The organism is Streptomyces sp. NPDC093221 (genome assembly GCF_044753885.1).
Taxonomy (GTDB): domain Bacteria; phylum Actinomycetota; class Actinomycetes; order Streptomycetales; family Streptomycetaceae; genus Actinacidiphila.
On the sequence record NZ_JBIVOA010000018.1, the window covers coordinates 22,672 to 39,372 of the forward strand.

Annotated in this window: 13 protein-coding genes and 1 rRNA gene; 4 read left to right on the plus strand and 10 right to left on the minus strand. The window is 71.1% G+C overall.

What is annotated here, in order from left to right; all coding sequences use genetic code 11:
* Positions 1-123: 123 nt before the first annotated feature.
* Positions 124-630 carry a DUF6912 family protein gene (locus ACIQCJ_RS35735; protein WP_402714018.1) on the minus strand — a complete coding sequence of 169 codons (507 nt, stop codon included), beginning with the start codon at positions 628-630 and terminating at the stop codon, positions 124-126.
* 403 nt (positions 631-1,033) lie between these two features.
* On the opposite strand from ACIQCJ_RS35735, the gene ACIQCJ_RS35740 reads away from it, so the two are divergent.
* Positions 1,034-1,423 carry an Rv3235 family protein gene (locus tag ACIQCJ_RS35740; RefSeq protein WP_402714020.1) on the plus strand — a complete coding sequence of 130 codons (390 nt, stop codon included), beginning with the start codon at positions 1,034-1,036 and terminating at the stop codon, positions 1,421-1,423.
* Positions 1,424-1,527: 104 nt separating this feature from the next.
* On the opposite strand, the gene secA is transcribed toward ACIQCJ_RS35740, so the two are convergent.
* Complete coding sequence (secA, locus tag ACIQCJ_RS35745; protein WP_355342916.1) at positions 1,528-4,338, minus strand: preprotein translocase subunit SecA; 2,811 nt, start codon at positions 4,336-4,338, stop codon at positions 1,528-1,530.
* A 218-nt stretch (positions 4,339-4,556) separates the two neighbouring features.
* Between secA and ACIQCJ_RS35750 the strand changes: the two genes are divergently transcribed.
* Together ACIQCJ_RS35750 and ACIQCJ_RS35755 are read left to right on the plus strand one after the other, a co-directional pair.
* Positions 4,557-5,162: a GNAT family N-acetyltransferase gene (locus ACIQCJ_RS35750; RefSeq protein ID WP_355342913.1), complete on the plus strand. Its 606-nt coding sequence runs from the start codon at positions 4,557-4,559 to the stop codon at positions 5,160-5,162.
* 171 nt (positions 5,163-5,333) lie between these two features.
* Positions 5,334-6,521, plus strand: coding sequence for a DNA glycosylase AlkZ-like family protein (locus ACIQCJ_RS35755; protein WP_391052554.1), 1,188 nt, complete (start codon positions 5,334-5,336; stop codon positions 6,519-6,521).
* A gap of 127 nt (positions 6,522-6,648) precedes the next feature.
* Here the strand turns inward: ACIQCJ_RS35755 and ACIQCJ_RS35760 are convergent, their stop codons facing one another.
* From ACIQCJ_RS35760 to mtnA, 7 genes are all read right to left on the minus strand, one after another.
* Positions 6,649-7,389 carry a response regulator gene (locus ACIQCJ_RS35760; RefSeq protein ID WP_391052557.1) on the minus strand — a complete coding sequence of 247 codons (741 nt, stop codon included), beginning with the start codon at positions 7,387-7,389 and terminating at the stop codon, positions 6,649-6,651.
* A 113-nt stretch (positions 7,390-7,502) separates the two neighbouring features.
* On the minus strand, positions 7,503-8,189 hold the full coding sequence (hpf, locus tag ACIQCJ_RS35765; protein WP_355342907.1) for a ribosome hibernation-promoting factor, HPF/YfiA family: 687 nt from the start codon (positions 8,187-8,189) through the stop codon (positions 7,503-7,505).
* A gap of 279 nt (positions 8,190-8,468) precedes the next feature.
* A complete protein-coding gene (locus tag ACIQCJ_RS35770) occupies positions 8,469-9,185 on the minus strand; it encodes a ComF family protein (protein ID WP_391052574.1) in 717 nt (238 codons plus the stop codon).
* 99 nt (positions 9,186-9,284) lie between these two features.
* Entirely contained in the window at positions 9,285-11,111 is a 1,827-nt protein-coding gene (locus ACIQCJ_RS35775) for an LpqB family beta-propeller domain-containing protein (protein WP_391163996.1), read from the minus strand.
* Positions 11,111-13,051, minus strand: coding sequence for an MtrAB system histidine kinase MtrB (gene mtrB / locus ACIQCJ_RS35780; protein ID WP_401304979.1), 1,941 nt, complete (start codon positions 13,049-13,051; stop codon positions 11,111-11,113). Before mtrB ends, ACIQCJ_RS35775 begins: the two co-directional genes overlap by 1 nt.
* 1 nt (position 13,052) lies before the next feature.
* On the minus strand, positions 13,053-13,742 hold the full coding sequence (gene mtrA / locus ACIQCJ_RS35785) for an MtrAB system response regulator MtrA (RefSeq protein WP_188283097.1): 690 nt from the start codon (positions 13,740-13,742) through the stop codon (positions 13,053-13,055).
* Between the two features lie 96 nt (positions 13,743-13,838).
* Positions 13,839-14,936: an S-methyl-5-thioribose-1-phosphate isomerase gene (gene mtnA / locus ACIQCJ_RS35790; protein ID WP_402714024.1), complete on the minus strand. Its 1,098-nt coding sequence runs from the start codon at positions 14,934-14,936 to the stop codon at positions 13,839-13,841.
* 95 nt (positions 14,937-15,031) lie between these two features.
* Here mtnA and ACIQCJ_RS35795 point away from each other — a divergent pair, with 95 nt between their 5' ends.
* On the plus strand, positions 15,032-16,546 hold the full coding sequence (locus ACIQCJ_RS35795; protein WP_402714026.1) for a hypothetical protein: 1,515 nt from the start codon (positions 15,032-15,034) through the stop codon (positions 16,544-16,546).
* A 67-nt stretch (positions 16,547-16,613) separates the two neighbouring features.
* Here the strand turns inward: ACIQCJ_RS35795 and rrf are convergent.
* Positions 16,614-16,701: ribosomal RNA gene (gene rrf / locus ACIQCJ_RS35800) — 5S ribosomal RNA — on the minus strand; the annotation flags it as partial.

Consider the following 16,701-nt stretch of genomic DNA (forward strand, 5'->3'; position numbering starts at 1 on the left):
AGCCGATCAGGTGCTCGGGCGGTCGGATGCCGGGGCGCTCACGCGGTCGAGCGTTCAGCCGGTCGGGCGCTCAGCCGGTCGAGCGTTCAGCCGGTCGGGCGCTCGGGTCCTCGCGCGCCGGGGTCAGGAGATGAGGTTGGGGATCTCCTGCGTCGCGTACCAGAGCAGGTCGTGGTCCTCGGCGCCGTCCACGGTGAACTGCGCGTCGTCGTCGCCCATGTCGGCCGCGCCCACGGCCGCCGCGGCGGCCGTCACATCGGTCCGCGCGTCGTCGGCGTCCACGTGCACCGCGGCCGCCTTGGACAGCGGCACGGCGCGCGCCAGGCGGACCTCGCCGAGCGAGCCGGGGTCCAGGCCGTGGTCCGGGTCGTACGTCACGGCGGCGTCGTCCACGTCCACGGCGACGACCACCCGGCGGCGCGGGGTGTCCGGGTGCACGGCCAGCAGCCGCAGCGACGCCTGGGCGGCGCGGTTGAGGGCCGCGTACTCCAGCTCCTCGATGTCGTCCGAGACATACCACTCGCGCAGGCTCGGCGTCACCGCGTAGGCGTCCAGCGGTACGGGCCCCAGCTCGCCCGCCTTGTACGCCTCGGCGAGACCGGCCAGGGTCGTTGGAATATAGACGCGCATGGCGTGAAGCATACGTGCGCCACCACGCGAATAGGTGAATTCCTCCGCGCCCTGCGTCGGACGGCACCCCGCTTGCCAGCCCCTCCCCGAGGGTCCTAGAACCGCCCTGTCACCGCCCTACCCGCCAGTAGCGACCACAGGGGAAGCACCCGTGCAGACGACGCCGCCGCAGCCGCCCGTAACCGTGCCCGTACCCGGAACCCCGGCACCTCCCCTGCCCGCTCCCGCTCCGCCGCGCGCCGCGGGCGTGGAGCGGCGTACGGCGGGCGGCGCCGGTCCGCCCGGACGCAGAGACAGCCGACGGCCCGGCGGGCGTCCAGGCGGGCGTCCAGGCGCCGCGGCGAGGCCGGCGGGAGGCGCGGCGAGCAGGGGCACCGGCTCGGTTCCGGTCCCGGCGAGGTCCGTGGCGGTCGTGACGCGGCCGGGGACGGCGCCGCGCCCGCCCGTGCCGCACCTGTGGTTCGCCGGGCGCCTGCTCGACGTGCTGACCGGGCGCAGCCCCGTGACGTCGCTGGCCGGACGCGTCAGGGACGAGGCGTACCAACGGCTGTGGGAGCTGCACGGCGCCCGCGCCGACTGGCGGCTGCGGGCCCGCGGCCGTACCCCCTACGTGTACCGGTGCCGCTGCTTCCGCACCGCGGACGGCGCCCTGGAGGTGGCGGCCGTCGTCGCCCTGGACCAGGACGTCTTCCGCGCCCTGGCCTTCCGGCTCGAACCCTCGGGGGCCGCCGCGCCGCCCTCGGCGGGCTACGGGCAGGCCCGCTGGCGGTGCACGGCGGTCCAGGCGGGCTGACCTCCCGCGGGTGAGCGTCTTGGACGCGGCACGGCCGCGGGGCCGGACCCGTGAGGAAGGGGTCCGGCCCCGCGGCCGTGTCCGGTCGAGCCCGCCCGTAGGCGTTACTTCTTGCGGCGGCGCCCGCCCTTGGCGGCCTTGCGGCGCTCGGCGCGCGTCTGGCCCTCCTCGGCGGAACCGCCGTCGGCGGCGTCGACACCCGCGAAGTCGCCCTCGACCACACCGCCCTCGCCGTCCACGGACGGCGCGGAGAAGTGCAGCCGGTCGGCGCGCTTGGGGGCGTCGAGGCCCTTGGCGCGGATCTCCGGCCTGGCGTCCTTGGTCAGCGAAGGCGCCGCGTCCTGCGGGGCGTCGCTGACGGCGGCGTCCACCGGGACCTCCTCGACCTGCTGCTCGACCTGGACCTCCAGGTTGAACAGGTAGCCGACGGACTCCTCCTTGATGCCGTCCATCATGGCGCCGAACATGTCGAAGCCCTCGCGCTGGTACTCCACCAGCGGGTCGCGCTGCGCCATCGCGCGCAGCCCGATGCCCTCCTGGAGGTAGTCCATCTCGTACAGGTGCTCACGCCACTTGCGGTCGAGCACCGACAGCACCACGCGGCGCTCCAGCTCGCGCATGATGTCCTCGGACAGGCTCTTCTCGCGCTCCGCGTACTGCTCGTGGATGTCGTCCTTGACGGACTCCGCGATGAACTCGGCGGTGATCCCGGCCCGGTCGCCCGCCGCGTCCTCCAGCTCCTCGATGGTGACCTTCACCGGGTAGAGCTGCTTGAAGGCGCCCCACAGCCGGTCCAGGTCCCAGTCCTCGGCGAAGCCTTCCTTGGTCTCCGCGTCGATGTACGCGTCGATGGTGTCGTCCATGAAGTGCTGCACCTGCTCGTGCAGGTCCTCGCCCTCCAGGACGCGGCGGCGCTCGCCGTAGATGACCTCGCGCTGCCGGTTGAGCACCTCGTCGTACTTCAGGACGTTCTTGCGGATCTCGAAGTTCTGCTGCTCGACCTGCGACTGGGCCGACGCGATGGCGCGGGTGACCATCTTGTTCTCGATCGGCACGTCGTCCGGCACATTGGCCATCGCCATGACGCGCTCGACCATCTGCGCCTTGAACAGCCGCATGAGGTCGTCGCCGAGCGAGAGGTAGAAGCGGGACTCGCCGGGGTCGCCCTGACGGCCGGACCGGCCGCGGAGCTGGTTGTCGATCCGGCGCGACTCGTGCCGCTCGGTGCCCAGCACGTAGAGCCCGCCGAGGTCGACGACCTCCTCGTGCTCGGCCTTGACGGCCTGCTCGGCACGCTCCAGGGCGTCGGGCAGCGCCGCCGCCCACTCCTCGACGTGCTCGACCGGGTCGAGGCCGCGCTGCCGCAGCTCCGCCTCGGCGAGGTCGTCGGGGTTGCCGCCGAGCTTGATGTCGGTGCCGCGGCCGGCCATGTTGGTGGCCACGGTCACGGCGCCCTTGCGGCCCGCCTGCGCGACGATCGACGCCTCACGGTCGTGCTGCTTGGCGTTGAGCACCTCGTGCGGCACGCCGCGCTTGGAGAGCTGCGCCGACAGGTACTCGGACTTCTCGACGGAGACGGTGCCGACCAGGACCGGCTGGCCCTTCTCGTGCTTCTCGACGATGTCCTCGACCACGGCGGCGAACTTCGCCTCTTCCGTGCGGTAGATCAGGTCGGGCTTGTCCATCCGGGCCAGCGCGCGGTTGGTCGGGATCGGGACGACGCCGAGCTTGTAGATCTGGTGGAACTCGGCGGCCTCGGTCATCGCCGTACCGGTCATGCCGCAGAGCTTGTCGTACAGGCGGAAGAAGTTCTGGAGGGTGATCGTGGCGAGCGTCTGGTTCTCGTCCTTGATGTCCACCCCTTCCTTCGCCTCGATCGCCTGGTGCATGCCCTCGTTGTAGCGGCGGCCCGCGAGGATACGGCCGGTGTGCTCGTCGACGATCATGACTTCGCCGTCCATGACGACGTAGTCCTTGTCGTTCTTGTACAGCTCCTTGGCCTTGATCGCGTTGTTCAGGTAGCCGACCAGCGGGGTGTTCACCGACTCGTAGAGATTGTCGATGCCCAGCCAGTCCTCGACCTTGGTGACGCCGCTCTCGTGGATGGCGACGGTGCGCTTCTTCTCGTCCACGTCGTAGTCGCCGGTCTCCTCCTTGCCGAGGCTGCTCGCCTCGCCGCGGTTGAGCCGCTTCACCAGACGGGCGAAGTCGCTGTACCACTTGGTGGCCTGGTCGGCCGGGCCGGAGATGATCAGCGGCGTACGGGCCTCGTCCACCAGGATCGAGTCGACCTCGTCGACGATCGCGAAGTTGTGGCCGCGCTGCACCAGCTCGTCCTTCGACCACGCCATGTTGTCGCGCAGGTAGTCGAAGCCGAATTCGTTGTTGGTGCCGTAGGTGATGTCGCAGGCGTACATGGCACGGCGCTCGGCGGGCGACATGTTCGCCAGGATGCAGCCGACCTCGAGGCCGAGGAATTTGTGGACGCGGCCCATCCACTCCGAGTCGCGCTCGGCGAGGTAGTCGTTGACCGTGATGAGGTGGACGCCCTTGCCGGAGATCCCGTTCAGATACGCGGGCAGGGTGCCGACCAGGGTCTTGCCCTCGCCGGTGCGCATCTCGGCGACATACCCGAGGTGCAGGGCGGCACCGCCCATGAGCTGGACGTCGTAGTGACGCTGTCCGAGCACGCGCTTGGCGGCCTCACGGACGGTGGCGAACGCCTCGGGCAGCAGGTCGTCGAGGGACTCGCCCTCGGCGTACCGCTCCTTGTACTCGTCGGTGAGGGCCCGCAGCTCGGCATCGGTGAGGTTGACGAAGTCCTCTTCGATGGAATTGACCTGGTCCGCGATGCGGTGCAGTTTGCGCAGGATCTTGCCTTCGCCTGCACGCATGAGCTTGTTGAAGACGGACACGTAGGCTGGCTCCTTGCCGGTCGGGCCTGGCGCGGTTGGCCCGCACCCGGCACAGCGGGGTTTGATCTGCCGATGTCTGCCGATGGCTTTCTGCCAGTGGCTGTCCGCCGATGGCCCCGCTGCAACGGCCATCGTAAGCGAGGAGACCAGCGGGCCGGGAGGCCCCGAGGTGCCAAAACGGTTTTCCACAGCCGTTGGCTCTCCTCAATACTGCGTCCATGGAGCCGATCACCCTCACCACCGAGCGTCTGCTGCTGCGTCCGCTGACCCCGGACGACGCCGAGGCGCTCTATGTGGCCTGCCAGGATCCCGATATTCCGCGCTGGACGGCGGTGCCCTCGCCTTACACCCACGAGAACGCGGCGGACTTCGTCGGCCGCATCTGCCCCGAGGGCTGGCGCGACGACACCATGTACAACTTCGGCGTCTTCACCGCCGACAGCGGCGCGCTCGTCAGCTCCATGGGCCTGCTGCGGTTCGGCGCCTCCGGTCTGACCGGGCCCGAGCGGCAGGCGGAGCTGGGCTACTGGACGGCGAGGGAGCAGCGCCGCAAGGGCTACACCGCCGAGGCGGGGCGCGCGGTCTGCGCCTGGGCCTTCGACGCTCTCGGCGTCGAGCGGATCGAGTGGTACGCGGAGGCGGGCAACGACGGCTCGCGCGCCGTCGCCCGCTCCATCGGCTTCGTCATGGAGGGCACCGTCCGCTCCAAGATCCTTTACGCGGGCACCCGCCGCGACGCCTGGAGCGGTTCCCTGCTGCCGACGGACTGGGACCGCGAGGGCAAGACGCCGTACGAGCCGTATCCGCCGGGCGCGGGGGCCTGAGGCTCCTTCGTCACGGGGGGGGCGGGCGGTTGAGGCTCCTTCGTCACGGGTGCGGGGGCCTGAGGCTCCTCGGGGCCCGAGGGGTTTCCGTACCGAGCGGGGGGCCGCGGGCCGCGCGAGGTTGACGCAGGTCAGCGGGGCTTGTCAGTGGGCGGTCCTACGCTGTCCGGCATGACACCGCTGCCGCCTCCTCAGCTCACCCTGTCCGCCGACGAAGCACGCAGGCTCGCCTTGCGGGCGCAGGGCTTCCTCGGTGCTCCCGACCGGCGGGCCGGGACGCGCGGGGTGCTGCGCTCGCTGGGCGCGGTGCAGCTCGACACCATCTCGGTACTGGCCCGCTCGCACGAGCTGATCCCGTACGCGCGGCTGGGCGCGGTCGGCCGCGAGGAGGTCGAGGAGGCGTACTGGTCGGGCGACCACGCCTTCGAGTACTGGTCGCACGCGGCCTGCATCCTGCCCATCGAGGAGTGGCCGCACTTCGCCTTCCGGCGCAGGGCGCGGCGGGCCCGCGGTCACCGCTGGCACGTCCTGGAGGACGCCGAGCGCTCGTGCGCCGCCGTCCTGGACCAGCTCAAGGCCGAGGGGCCGCTGAATTCGACGCAGCTCGGCGGCGCGAAGAACGGCGGACCGTGGTGGGATTGGTCGGAGACCAAGATCGCGGTGGAGTGGCTGCTCGACACCGGCGAGGTGGTCTGCACCCGGCGGCGCGGCTGGAAGCGGATCTACGACCTGGCCGAGCGTGCCGTGCCCGACGCGCTGCTCCACGACGACCTGGACGACACCGAGTGCGTACGGCGGCTGGTCGTCCAGGCGGGCGCGGCGATGGGGGTGGCCACCCGCGCGGACCTCGCGGACTACCACCGGCTCAAGGGCGAGCAGGTGATGTCGGTGATCGACTCGACCGGTCTGGTGCCGGTCGAGGTCGAGGGCTGGGGCAAGCCCGCCTGGGCCGATCCGGCGGCGCTGGCGAGCGAGCCGCGCGGCAGGCACCGTACGACGCTGCTGTCGCCGTTCGACTCCCTGATCTGGGACCGGCCGCGCACCGAGCGGATCTTCGGCTTCACGCACCGGCTGGAGGCGTACACCCCCAAGCCCAAGCGGATCCACGGCTACTTCGCGATGCCGCTGCTCGCGGGCGGGCGGCTGGTCGGCCGCGTCGACCCGGCGCGCGAGGGGAAGACGCTGGTGGCCCGGCAGGTCACGCTCGACGGCCCGAAGGCCGTGCAGCCCGCGGCCGACGCCATCGCGCAGGCGGCGGGCTGGGTGGGCTGCGAGGAGGCGCGGGTGGAGCGGGTGCTGCCGGAGCCGCTGCGCGAGCCGCTGGAGGCGGCGCTGAAGCTGACCCACGACCGCCGCTGAGCGGGTACGGCCCCGCGGGGCCGAGGTGGTGGGTCCGGGCGGCGCCGGGTCCGGGCGGCCCGGGGGCGCGCCCGGACCCGGCAATGCCCAGCACGTGATGGCCGCGAGGCCCGGCGCGGGACAGGCCCTAGCGGATCTCCAGGATCTTCTCGCGCATCGCGTAGACCACGGCCTCCATCCGGGAGTGGAGCTGAAGCTTCTCCAGGATGTTGCGGACGTGGTTCTTCACCGTGTTCTCGCTGATGAAGAGTTCCTTGGCGATGTCCCGGTTGTTCAGCCCGGTGGCGACCAGCTTCAGCACCTCCAGCTCCCGGTCGGTGAGCTTGGGCGCGGGCAGCAGCCGCCGCTCGTCGGTCCGCTGGATCATCGACTTGAACTCGGTCAGCAGCTTCGACGCCATCGACGGACTGATCTGCGACTGTCCGTCCGCCACCGCGCGGATCGCCGTCGCCACCTCGTCGGTGGAGATCTCCTTGAGGAGATAGCCGGTGGCACCGGCCTTGATCGCCTCGTAGAGGTCGGCTTCCTCATCGCTTATCGTCAGCATGATGATCTTGGCGCTGGGCGCGACCTCCTTGATCGAGGTGCACGCCTCGATCCCGCCGCGCCGGGGCATCCGCACATCCATCAGCACGATGTCCGGCAACAGGTCGGCGGCCTTGTCGACCGCCTCCGCGCCGTCCCCCGCCTCACCGATGACCTGGATGTCCTCCTCCTGCGCGAGCACGATCTCCAGGCCCCGCCGGAAGAGCGCGTGGTCGTCGACCACCAGCACCCGGATGGGCTCCGCACGCGCCGGACCGGCAGGTTCCTCGTACGGGATCTGACCACGCTCGCCGGTGGTTCCGCGCTCAAAGCTCTCCGGCATCAGATCCTCCCCCTCAGACCAGAGTTGACCACTGGTCCAGCATTTCACGTCCAGGCACGGTGGTGCCCCCGGGACGGCCCGGGGGCACCGGTTGCAGCCCTAGGGCGTGGCCGCTAGCGGCGCAGTACGCCGCCCGCGCCCGCCGGTTCTTCCACGGTGCTCTCGTCCGAGTTCAGATGAATCACGCCGTAGTCGTAACCGTGCCTGCGATAGACGACACTCGGCTGCTTGGTCTCGCTGTCCACGAACAGATAGAAGTCGTGCCCGACCAACTCCATCTCGTAGAGCGCTTGGTCGAGTGCCATCGGCGTGGCCGCGTGGGTCTTCTCGCGCACCACCAGCGGGCCCTCGCCGTGCACCTCCAGCGGACCGAACCTCGTGGTGGGCACACTGTCCGTGCTCGGCCGGTCGACGGCCAGCTCCCCGTCCCCGTTGATGGTCGCCGCGTCCGGCACGGTCGCGGCGACCTCGGCCGCCGGGATCCGGCCGTTCCCACGACGGGTGTGGCGCTTGCTCGCGGCCTTGCGCAGCCGCGCCTCCAGCTTCGACACCGCGATGTCCAGCGCCGCGTACGGGTCGGCCGCCGCGGCCTCGGCCCGGACGACCGGACCCCGGGTGTTGAGCGTGATCTCCACCCGGTCGGCGTGGTCCGCCTGCCGGGGGTTGAGCTCCTTGGACACCTCGACGTCGAGGCTGATCACCTTGCCGTCGAGCTTCTGGATCTTGTCCAGCTTCTCGGCCACGTGCTTCCGGAACCGCTCGGGCACCTCGGTCTTGCGGCCCTTGACGACGATGTCCACGCAGAACTCCGTTCCCGGATCGCCCCGGGCTACCGGAGGCGATCCCTTTCGCTGAGGCCAGCTCGGGTACCAGTCCCGTCCGGCGCTGCGTTGGCTGCCGCTTCGCCTCCCGGGGCTGACCGGGGACCACGAAGCTGCGGCTTTCACCTCCTCCTGCCCCACTGAGAAGATCAACACCCCATGGTGTTCACTTCCCTATCCCCCGAACATAGTCCCGGAGTGTGGAGGTCGGCATCCTCAGCGACGCCATACCCCCTTCCGAGTGAATATGCGTCGCTACTACCTGCAACGACGCGCATCCGAGTGGAGTTCCGGATCGTGCGGACCAGCCACGACCGCCGCCCCGGCGACCCGGCCCCCGGCCGCCGTCACCGCCCGCGCCGCCACGGTCAGTGAGGCTCCGGTGGTCATCAGGTCGTCCACCAGCACGACCGGCGCCACCGTCAGCAGCGCCGCCGACCCGCCGGCCGCCGCCACCGCGCCCGCCAGATTCGCCGGACGCCCGGCCGCGCCGAGACCGGACTGGTCCGCCACCGGCCGCCGCTGGCGCAACGCGGCCACCGCCCTGGCGGGTACGCCGCCCCGGCGCAGCTCCCGGGCCGCCGCACGGGCGATGCGGGCCGTGGCGTCGTGGCCGCGTCGCGCCACCGCACGCCGTGCCGAGGGCACCGGCACCAGCAGGACCGTCCCGGGGACGCCGACCCGCCGCACGGCCGCCGCCAGCGCCGTGCCCAGCGGTCCGGCCAGACCCAGCGCACCCCGCTCCTTGTGCGCCAGGACCACGGCCCGCACTTCGTCCCCGTATCGCCCGGCCGCGTAGACCGGCGGCAGCCCCGGCGGCTCCGGCGTCGGACGCACGCGCCGCACCGGCACCGATTCGGCCGCCCCACCGATCAGCACCCGGCACCGCTCGCACAGCTCCGTACGCGGACGCCCGCACCCGGCGCAGTCCACCGGCAGGACCAGCCCGGTGATCTCCTGCCACCAGCCCCGCATGACGTCCACTCTGCCCCGTTTCGGCGCCCGCCGCCAGCCCCCTCCCAACCTGTGGATAACTCCACGATTTCGCAGGTCAGGTGGCTGACGGTGGTTTTCTCAGCCGGGGTAGACCGGGTTGTCGCCCTTCGGCTCGACCCGCTTGCCCGTGGAGTCCGGCGGCAGCCGGTAGACGCTCTGGTTGTACGAGGCCAGCAGCGCCCGCGAGACGTCCTCGGAGGCCGCCACCACCGACGCCTGGCTGATTCCCTCGAAGGCCAGCTTCGGGGAGCCGTCGGTGCTGATGTACTTGATCTGCTGCACACCCTCGGATTCGCTGTCGAGCGCCACCAGGCGGCTCGGCCCCGCCCAGGAGACCGAGCTGACGCCGTCGGCTGCGGGGGTCAGCGTGCGCAGATTCGTCACCGCGAACGTCGGATGCGCCTGCGTACCGCCCCGCTCGATCCGCCCGAGCTGCAACTTCCCGAGCCCGTTGGGCTGCCGGACGAGCAGCGCGATCCGCACGCCGTCCGAGGCGACCCGCAGCGCGTCCACACGGCCGGTCAGGCCGCTGACGGAGACCGGGATCGGCTGCCCGCCGCCGTCGCGCAGCGCCACCACGCGGGGGTCGCCCGGATCGCGGTCGGCGACCCACAGATAGTCGAGCCCGTCCCAGCTCGGCGCGCTCAGACCGTCCTTCGCCTTGCTGGTCAGCACGGGCTCGCTGAGCTGGGCGTCCGCGTCCAGGCCGGCGGTGACCAGTTGGCGTCCCTCGCCCTTCACCCCGGCGGCCATCTGCTCGTCCCGGCGCACCGCGACCGACTCCAGGTCCGCCTTCGCCCCGCCGAACGGCCCGGCCACCGGCGTACCCGTGGTCGAGGCGCCGTCCGAGGGCACCTCCAGCAGCCGGTGCGGCTGCGCCCCGATGTAGTACTGGTGGTCCGAGGAGCCGACCAGATTCTGTGTGCTGAACGCCAGCGTCTGTTCCTTGGGCAGCGAGCAGACCGTCCTGCCGTCGGACGCCGAGATGTCGACGGCGTCCACCTTGGGCGCGGCCTGGCCCTGCACCGTGGTGAAGAGCTGCGCCGCCAGCTTCACACAGCGCTCCCCCGCGAACCGCTGCGCGGGCGCGTCGAGCCGCACCCTGAGGTGCTGGGAGTCGTCGAGCGTCACCCCGTGGTCGGGCGCCTTGTCGTAGAGCCGGGCGCCCTCGGGCGCCGCGGTCTCGACCACGGGCGCCAGCCAGTTCGTGGGGCCGGTCAGCAGCGCGGAGACCGTGGACACCAGCGAGTCGCTCTGCTTGCGCAGGTAGACCGGATCGGCGACCAGGGTCTTGTCGGCGTTCCCCGAGCGATGCGCGTCCGGGCCCAGCGCCGCGAAGTAGTACATGTTGACCAGGTGATATATCCGGTTGAAGTCCAGATCGGAGATCACCAGGCCGTCTTCAAGACTGTCGATCCGCCACTCGTTGTTCTCCTTGACCAGGTGGAACGAGGTGTCGAAGTTGCCCTCGTCCGGCCGGTAGGCGTGCTTGGCGTCGACGACGGCCGTCTTCTTGCCCGCCAGGTCGACCATCACGTAGTCCTTGCGACTCGTGCCCGGCTCCTCCCGGGGCTGGGTCGTGCCGGTGAGCACGGTGATCTTCGCGGTGGGGTCCCAGTGTCCGGCCAGCTCCTTGGACAGGTACTTCTTCGCGGTCTCGAAGTCCGCCTCGCCGCTGGTGGTGGCCTCCATGAAGCCGTTGACGATGTCGGAGGCGCTTTCGCCCTTGTGCGGCGCCGACGGGAAGACCCGCACCTGCGCGTCCACGTCGGCGTGCTGTCCGTCGCCGACCTTGCGCACCTCACCGCTGCTGGGTATCGCCGCGCACCCGGCCAGCAACAGCGCCGCGCACACCACACCCGGCCAGCTCCGCAGCAGGCGTCCCCTGCCCCCCAGCGCACCCATCAGCTGTCGTCCTCCCGGACCGAGTCCATCCGTCCCACGACCCGCGCACCGCTGCCGGGGAACGCCGCGGGATCGGCCGACGGCGACCGCGGCACCGCGGGCGGCCGCTGGGGAATCTGCGGTATCTGCGAGCCCGGCTGCCCGTGGTGCCCCGGCCCGGCCGGGCCCGCGGTCCGCGGCACCGGCACGGACCCCGTCGCGGCCCGGACCGGCAGCCCCGAGGAATTCAGCCCGCGGTTGCGCCGCGAATCGTCCGGCTCCAGCGGTATCGGCGACCCGCGCAGGCTCTCGCCGGCGGTCCGCGGCAGCGTCATCCGGAACTGCGACCCGCCGCCCGGCTCGCCCCACGCCTGGAGCCAGCCGCCGTGCAGCCGGGCGTCCTCCACCGCGATGGACAGGCCGAGGCCCGTCCCGCCGGTGGTACGCGCCCGCGCCGGATCGGCTCGCCAGAAGCGGTTGAACACCCGCGTCGCCTCGCCGGGCTTCAGCCCGACGCCGTAGTCCCGCACCGCGACGGCCACCGCGCCGTCGGCCGTGGCCAGCCGTACCACCACGTCCCGGCCGTCGCCGTGCTCGATCGCGTTGACGACCAGATTGCGCAGCACGCGCTCCACCCGGCGGGGGTCGACCTCGGCTATCACCGGCTGCGCGTCGCCGCGTATCGCCACGTGGCTGCCCTTGCGCTCGGCCAGCGGCTCCGCGGCGTCCACCACCCGCCGTACGACCTCGCGCAGGTCTATCGGCTCGGCGGCCAGCTCCGCCGCGCCCGCGTCGAATCTGCTGATCTCCAGCAGGTCGGACAGCAGCGACTCGAAACGGTCCAGCTGGTTCTGCAACAGTTCGGCGGAGCGCGCGGTCACCGGATCGAATTCGGTCCGCGCGTCGTGGATGACGTCCGCCGCCATCCGTACGGTCGTCAGCGGGGTGCGCAGCTCGTGCGAGACGTCGGAGACGAATCGGCGCTGCATCCTCGACAGGTCCTCCAACTGCTGGATCTTGACTTGGAGGTTCTGCGCCATCTTGTTGAAGGACTCGCCGAGGCGCGCGATGTCGTCCTCACCCGAGACCTGCATACGTTCCTGCAATCGGCCCGCCGCGAGCCGCTCCGCGATCCCGGCCGCCATCCGTACCGGCGTGACGACCTGCCGGGTCACCAGCCAGGCGATGGCGCCGAGCAGCACCACCACGAAGATGCCCGCTGTCGCCAGCGTGCCCTTGACCAGGCCGAGCGTCTTGGCCTCCTGGCCGAACGGGAAGAGGTAGTAGAGCTGGTACGTCTTCCCGTTGATGTCCGTGAGCCGCTTGCCGATGGCCAGCGCGGGCTGCGGCGCCTTCCCGTCGTCCGTCACCACTGTCGTGTACTGCTTCAGCGCCCCGGTGTGGGACTCGACGGCGTCGCTGAGCGACTTGGGGATGCTCGCCTGCGGCAGCAGGCTGCCGGAGCTGCGCGGCCCGTGCGCGTTGACGACACCCTCGCCGAAGCGCGCGTCGTCGGCGCCCGGGCTGAGCGTGGCGATCCAGTACACCCCGTTGCCACCGCTGGCGAACTGCTGGACCAGCGTCGTCAGCCAGGCGCCCGAGTCCTCGGCCTGATTCTGCGAGCCGACCCCGGTGGCGTCCTGCGTCTGGCTCCTGTTCGCCTGCTGCTGGGCGATGGAGAAGCCGGTGGTGGCCTGATTCTCAGCCGCCTTCTCCTTCGCGTCGAGCAGGCCGTTCTTGACCTGCCCGATCACGACGAAGCCCAGCAGCAGCACCACGCCGACCGACATCAGCAGCGTGAAGGCGACCACTCGCAGTTGCAGATTGCGCCGCCACAGCCGGACCGCCGGCTGCAACGGTCGCCGTGCCCAGCGCACGAACGAGCGGAAAACCGGCGCGAGACCCCGCATGGGGTCCGCGAGCCGGCTCTCCAGCCGCTCCCGCTCGTACGACGCGCACATGTCAGCCCGGTCCCGCCTTGTAACCGACACCGCGGACGGTCACCACGATCTCCGGGCGCTCCGGGTCCTGCTCCACCTTGGACCGCAGCCGCTGCACATGGACGTTCACCAGCCGGGTGTCCGCCGCGTGCCGATAGCCCCAGACCTGCTCGAGCAGCACCTCACGGGTGAACACCTGCCACGGCTTGCGGGCCAGCGCCACCAGCAGGTCGAACTCCAACGGCGTCAGCGCGATCGGCTGCCCGTCCCGCTTCACCGAGTGCCCCGCCACGTCGATCACCAGATCGCCGATGGCGAGCTGCTCAGGAGTCGGCTCCTCCGCCCTCCGCAGTCGCGCCCTGACCCTCGCCACCAGCTCCTTCGGCTTGAACGGCTTGATCACATAGTCGTCAGCCCCCGACTCGAGCCCCACCACCACATCCACGGTGTCGCTCTTCGCCGTGAGCATCACGATCGGCACCCCGGACTCCGCCCGGATCTGACGGCATACGTCGATGCCGTCCCGTCCGGGCAGCATGAGGTCAAGGAGCACCAGATCCGGCTTGGACTCCCGAAAAGCAGCCAGGGCCTTGTCACCGTCAGCGCAGAACGACGGCTCGAAACCCTCTCCGCGCAGCACGATGCCAAGCATCTCTGACAGCGCGGTGTCGTCATCGACGACCAGCACACGTCCCTTCATACCGACCATCATCCCATTTGCATATCGTTACCGGTGACCTTTGGTGATCGAGGTCACGCTACGCGACCATCGTCCGCTGATGTCCGCAGATGCGCTGCCCGATCTCCCCTAGTCAGAGCCTGCCCGGGGAGTCTCGTGATTACACACAGTTACGAGAGCTTCTGTGGTGACCGGCGAAACCACACCGTTCTCCGTGATGATCGCAGTAATCAGCTCCGGCGGCGTCACATCGAAGGCCGGATTGTAGGCCTGAGTGCCCAGCGGTGACGGCGCGAGGTCGGTCACCTCGCTGCCGGCCCGCTGCTCCACCTCGATCGCGGCACCGTCCGGCGTGCTCAGATCCACCGAGGTCGTCGGCGCCACGACGATGAACGGCACATGGTGGTAGCGGGCGAGGACCGCGAGGGGATAGCTGCCGACCTTGTTCGCCGTGGAGCCGTCCGCCGCGATCCGGTCCGCGCCGATCAGCACCGCGTCCACCTCCCCCGCCGTGAACAGCGACCCGGCCGCGCTGTCGGCGAGCAGCGTGTACGGCATCCCGGCCCGCGCCGCCTCGTACGCCGTCAACCGCGCGCCCTGAAGAAGGGGACGGGTCTCGTCGACCCACAGACGCCTCAACTCCCCGACCCTGTGCACGGCAAGGACCACACCGAGCGCGGTGCCCTCACCGCCCGAGACCAGGGCCCCCGTGTTGCAGTGCGTCAGAATCCGGTACCCGCCGCCCGGCACCAACTCGGCGAGCAGCCGCTCCCCGTACTCCGCCATCGCCCGGCTCGCCGCCGCGTCCTCCTCGTGCAGCGCCCGCGCCTCGGCCAACGCGAAGGCGGCGCCCTGGTGCGGAGGCGCCGCGTGGAAAGCGGTCACCGCGCGGCGCACCCCGTACCCGAGGTTGACGGCCGTAGGACGCGCGTGCGCCAGCAGGTCGGCGGCCTCGTTCACGTCGTAGCCGCGCGCCGCCGCCAACGCGATGCCGTACGCCCCCGCGAGCCCGAGCAGCGGCGCGCCCCGCACGGCGAGGGAACGTATCGCCTGCACCAGCGCCTGCACGTCCGTGCACACCAACTCGACCTCCTCCTGCGGAAGTCGGGTCTGGTCGAGCAGCACGAGCACGGGTCCCTCGGGGGGTTCCTCCCACCGCAGCGCGGGGATGGTACGGGAAGCACCGTCGGCCTCATCGGTCACAGGTCGCACGTATTGATCACCCATCCGTCCAGTCTGCCCTGCCCGGCCCGGTCCAAGGCAGCCCATGGCACGATGGCGGCCAGTACCACAGCGAGCACCACGTGAAGGGGCAGCCTCCGATGACCAACACTCCGGGCTGGGCCTCGCCCGGATCCTCCGACTCCTCCGAGCCGGAAGACGGCGACAGCCCCGCTTCCTCCGCACCACAGAAAGACACTCCCGTGGACACGTCAACAGATACGTCCGCGGCCGGTCCTGACAACAGCTCCGGTGACGACTCCGGCGACACATCCGCTCCCGGTACGGGAGACCGGCCCGCTACGGCCGACGCCGGTGACACGACGCCACCGCCGCCCGGCGGCTGGTCCGCCCAACAGCCGCCCGCGGGCCAGTGGCAGCACACCCCCCACGACACCCGGCCCCCGACCGTACCGGCCCCAGGCCCGCCTCCCGCCGGATCCTCCGGTACGGGTACGGGTACGGGTCAGGCGCCCGGCGCCGGCTGGGCCCGGTGGTCACCCCCGCAACCGCCGCAAGGCGGCCACCCCGGCCCCTCAGGCCCGCGCTGGGGCAACACAGCACCGGGCAGCGGCCCCGGCGGCGGCTGGCAGCAGCAGGGACCCTGGAGCAGGCCCGCGGCGCCCAAGCCCGGCGTCATCCCGCTGCGCCCGCTCGGCGCGGGCGAGATCCTCGACGGTTCCCTGGCCGTACTGCGGCGGCACTGGCGCGCGATCCTCGGCTTCACCCTGGCCATCGCCGTGGTCACCCAGGGTCTGGCCGTGGTGGTCGACGGCTTCTTCCTCAGCAACGACACCCGGTTGGAGAACCTCAGGGACAACCCCAACCCGAGCGTCGGCGACATCATGCACGCCGTCAGCGGTGCCTTCGCCAGCTCGGGCCTGACCATTCTGGTCATGCTCATCGGCACGATCACCGCGACCGCGATGGTCGCCATGGCCACCAGCCGCGCCGTGCTCGGCCGCCCGGTCACGGCCGCCCAGGTGTGGCGGGAAGCCCGCCCGCGGCTGCCCCAACTGGTCGGGCTCGCGCTGCTGATCCCGCTGGCCATCGCCGGAATCCTGGCGGGCGCCGTCCTGCCAGGCGCACTGATCGCCCTGGCGGGTGCGGAGAGCGGCGGCGCCGCCCTCGCCTCCCTCGGCCTGATCGGAGCCTCCGTCGTCGTGCTCTGGCTCATGATCCAGTGGAGCCTGGCGGCACCGGCCCTCATGCTCGAGAAGCAGGACATCGTCTCGGCGATGAAGCGCTCGGCGAAGCTGGTACGCAACTCCTGGTGGCGCGTCCTCGGCGTCCAGGCGCTCGCGGCGATCCTCTGCTACATCGCCTCGGCCATCATCCAGACGCCGTTCATGTTCATCGCTCGTGGCATCACCGGTGAGAGCCTCGGCTCCTTCCTCTCCGGCGACACCAACCCGGGCTGGGCGTTCCTCGGCATCAGCGGAATCGGTGCCGCCATCGCCGCGACGCTCAGCCTGCCGATCAGCGCCGGCGTCACCACGCTGCTGTACATGGACCAGCGCATCCGCCGTGAGGCTCTCGACATCGAGCTGATGCGGGCCGCGAATACCGATGCGGACGCGAACGCGGCTGCGAGCGTCGCCGTCACCACCGACTGAGCGGGGAACGCAGAAAGGCCCCGGCCCCCGAGTCGAAACTCGGGGGCCGGGGCCTTCTACAAAGATTGTTCGGCGGTGTCCTACTCTCCCACAGGGTCCCCCCTGCAGTACCATCGGCGCTGAAAGGCTTAGCTTCCGGGTTCGGAATGTAACCG

What these genes read in the sequence shown, in the direction of transcription:
- ACIQCJ_RS35775 (WP_391163996.1), bottom strand. Translation starts at nt 11,111, where the DNA reads ATGGGTGCGCTGGGGGGCAGGGGACGCCTGCTGCGGAGCTGGCCGGGT.
- mtrB (WP_401304979.1), bottom strand. Translation starts at nt 13,051, where the DNA reads ATGTGCGCGTCGTACGAGCGGGAGCGGCTGGAGAGCCGGCTCGCGGAC.
- ACIQCJ_RS35770 (WP_391052574.1), bottom strand. Translation starts at nt 9,185, where the DNA reads ATGCGGGGCTGGTGGCAGGAGATCACCGGGCTGGTCCTGCCGGTGGAC.
- mtnA (WP_402714024.1), bottom strand. Translation starts at nt 14,936, where the DNA reads ATGGGTGATCAATACGTGCGACCTGTGACCGATGAGGCCGACGGTGCT.
- ACIQCJ_RS35755 (WP_391052554.1), top strand. Translation starts at nt 5,334, where the DNA reads ATGACACCGCTGCCGCCTCCTCAGCTCACCCTGTCCGCCGACGAAGCA.
- mtrA (WP_188283097.1), bottom strand. Translation starts at nt 13,742, where the DNA reads ATGATGGTCGGTATGAAGGGACGTGTGCTGGTCGTCGATGACGACACC.
- ACIQCJ_RS35795 (WP_402714026.1), top strand. Translation starts at nt 15,032, where the DNA reads ATGACCAACACTCCGGGCTGGGCCTCGCCCGGATCCTCCGACTCCTCC.
- ACIQCJ_RS35750 (WP_355342913.1), top strand. Translation starts at nt 4,557, where the DNA reads ATGGAGCCGATCACCCTCACCACCGAGCGTCTGCTGCTGCGTCCGCTG.
- ACIQCJ_RS35735 (WP_402714018.1), bottom strand. Translation starts at nt 630, where the DNA reads ATGCGCGTCTATATTCCAACGACCCTGGCCGGTCTCGCCGAGGCGTAC.
- ACIQCJ_RS35760 (WP_391052557.1), bottom strand. Translation starts at nt 7,389, where the DNA reads ATGCCGGAGAGCTTTGAGCGCGGAACCACCGGCGAGCGTGGTCAGATC.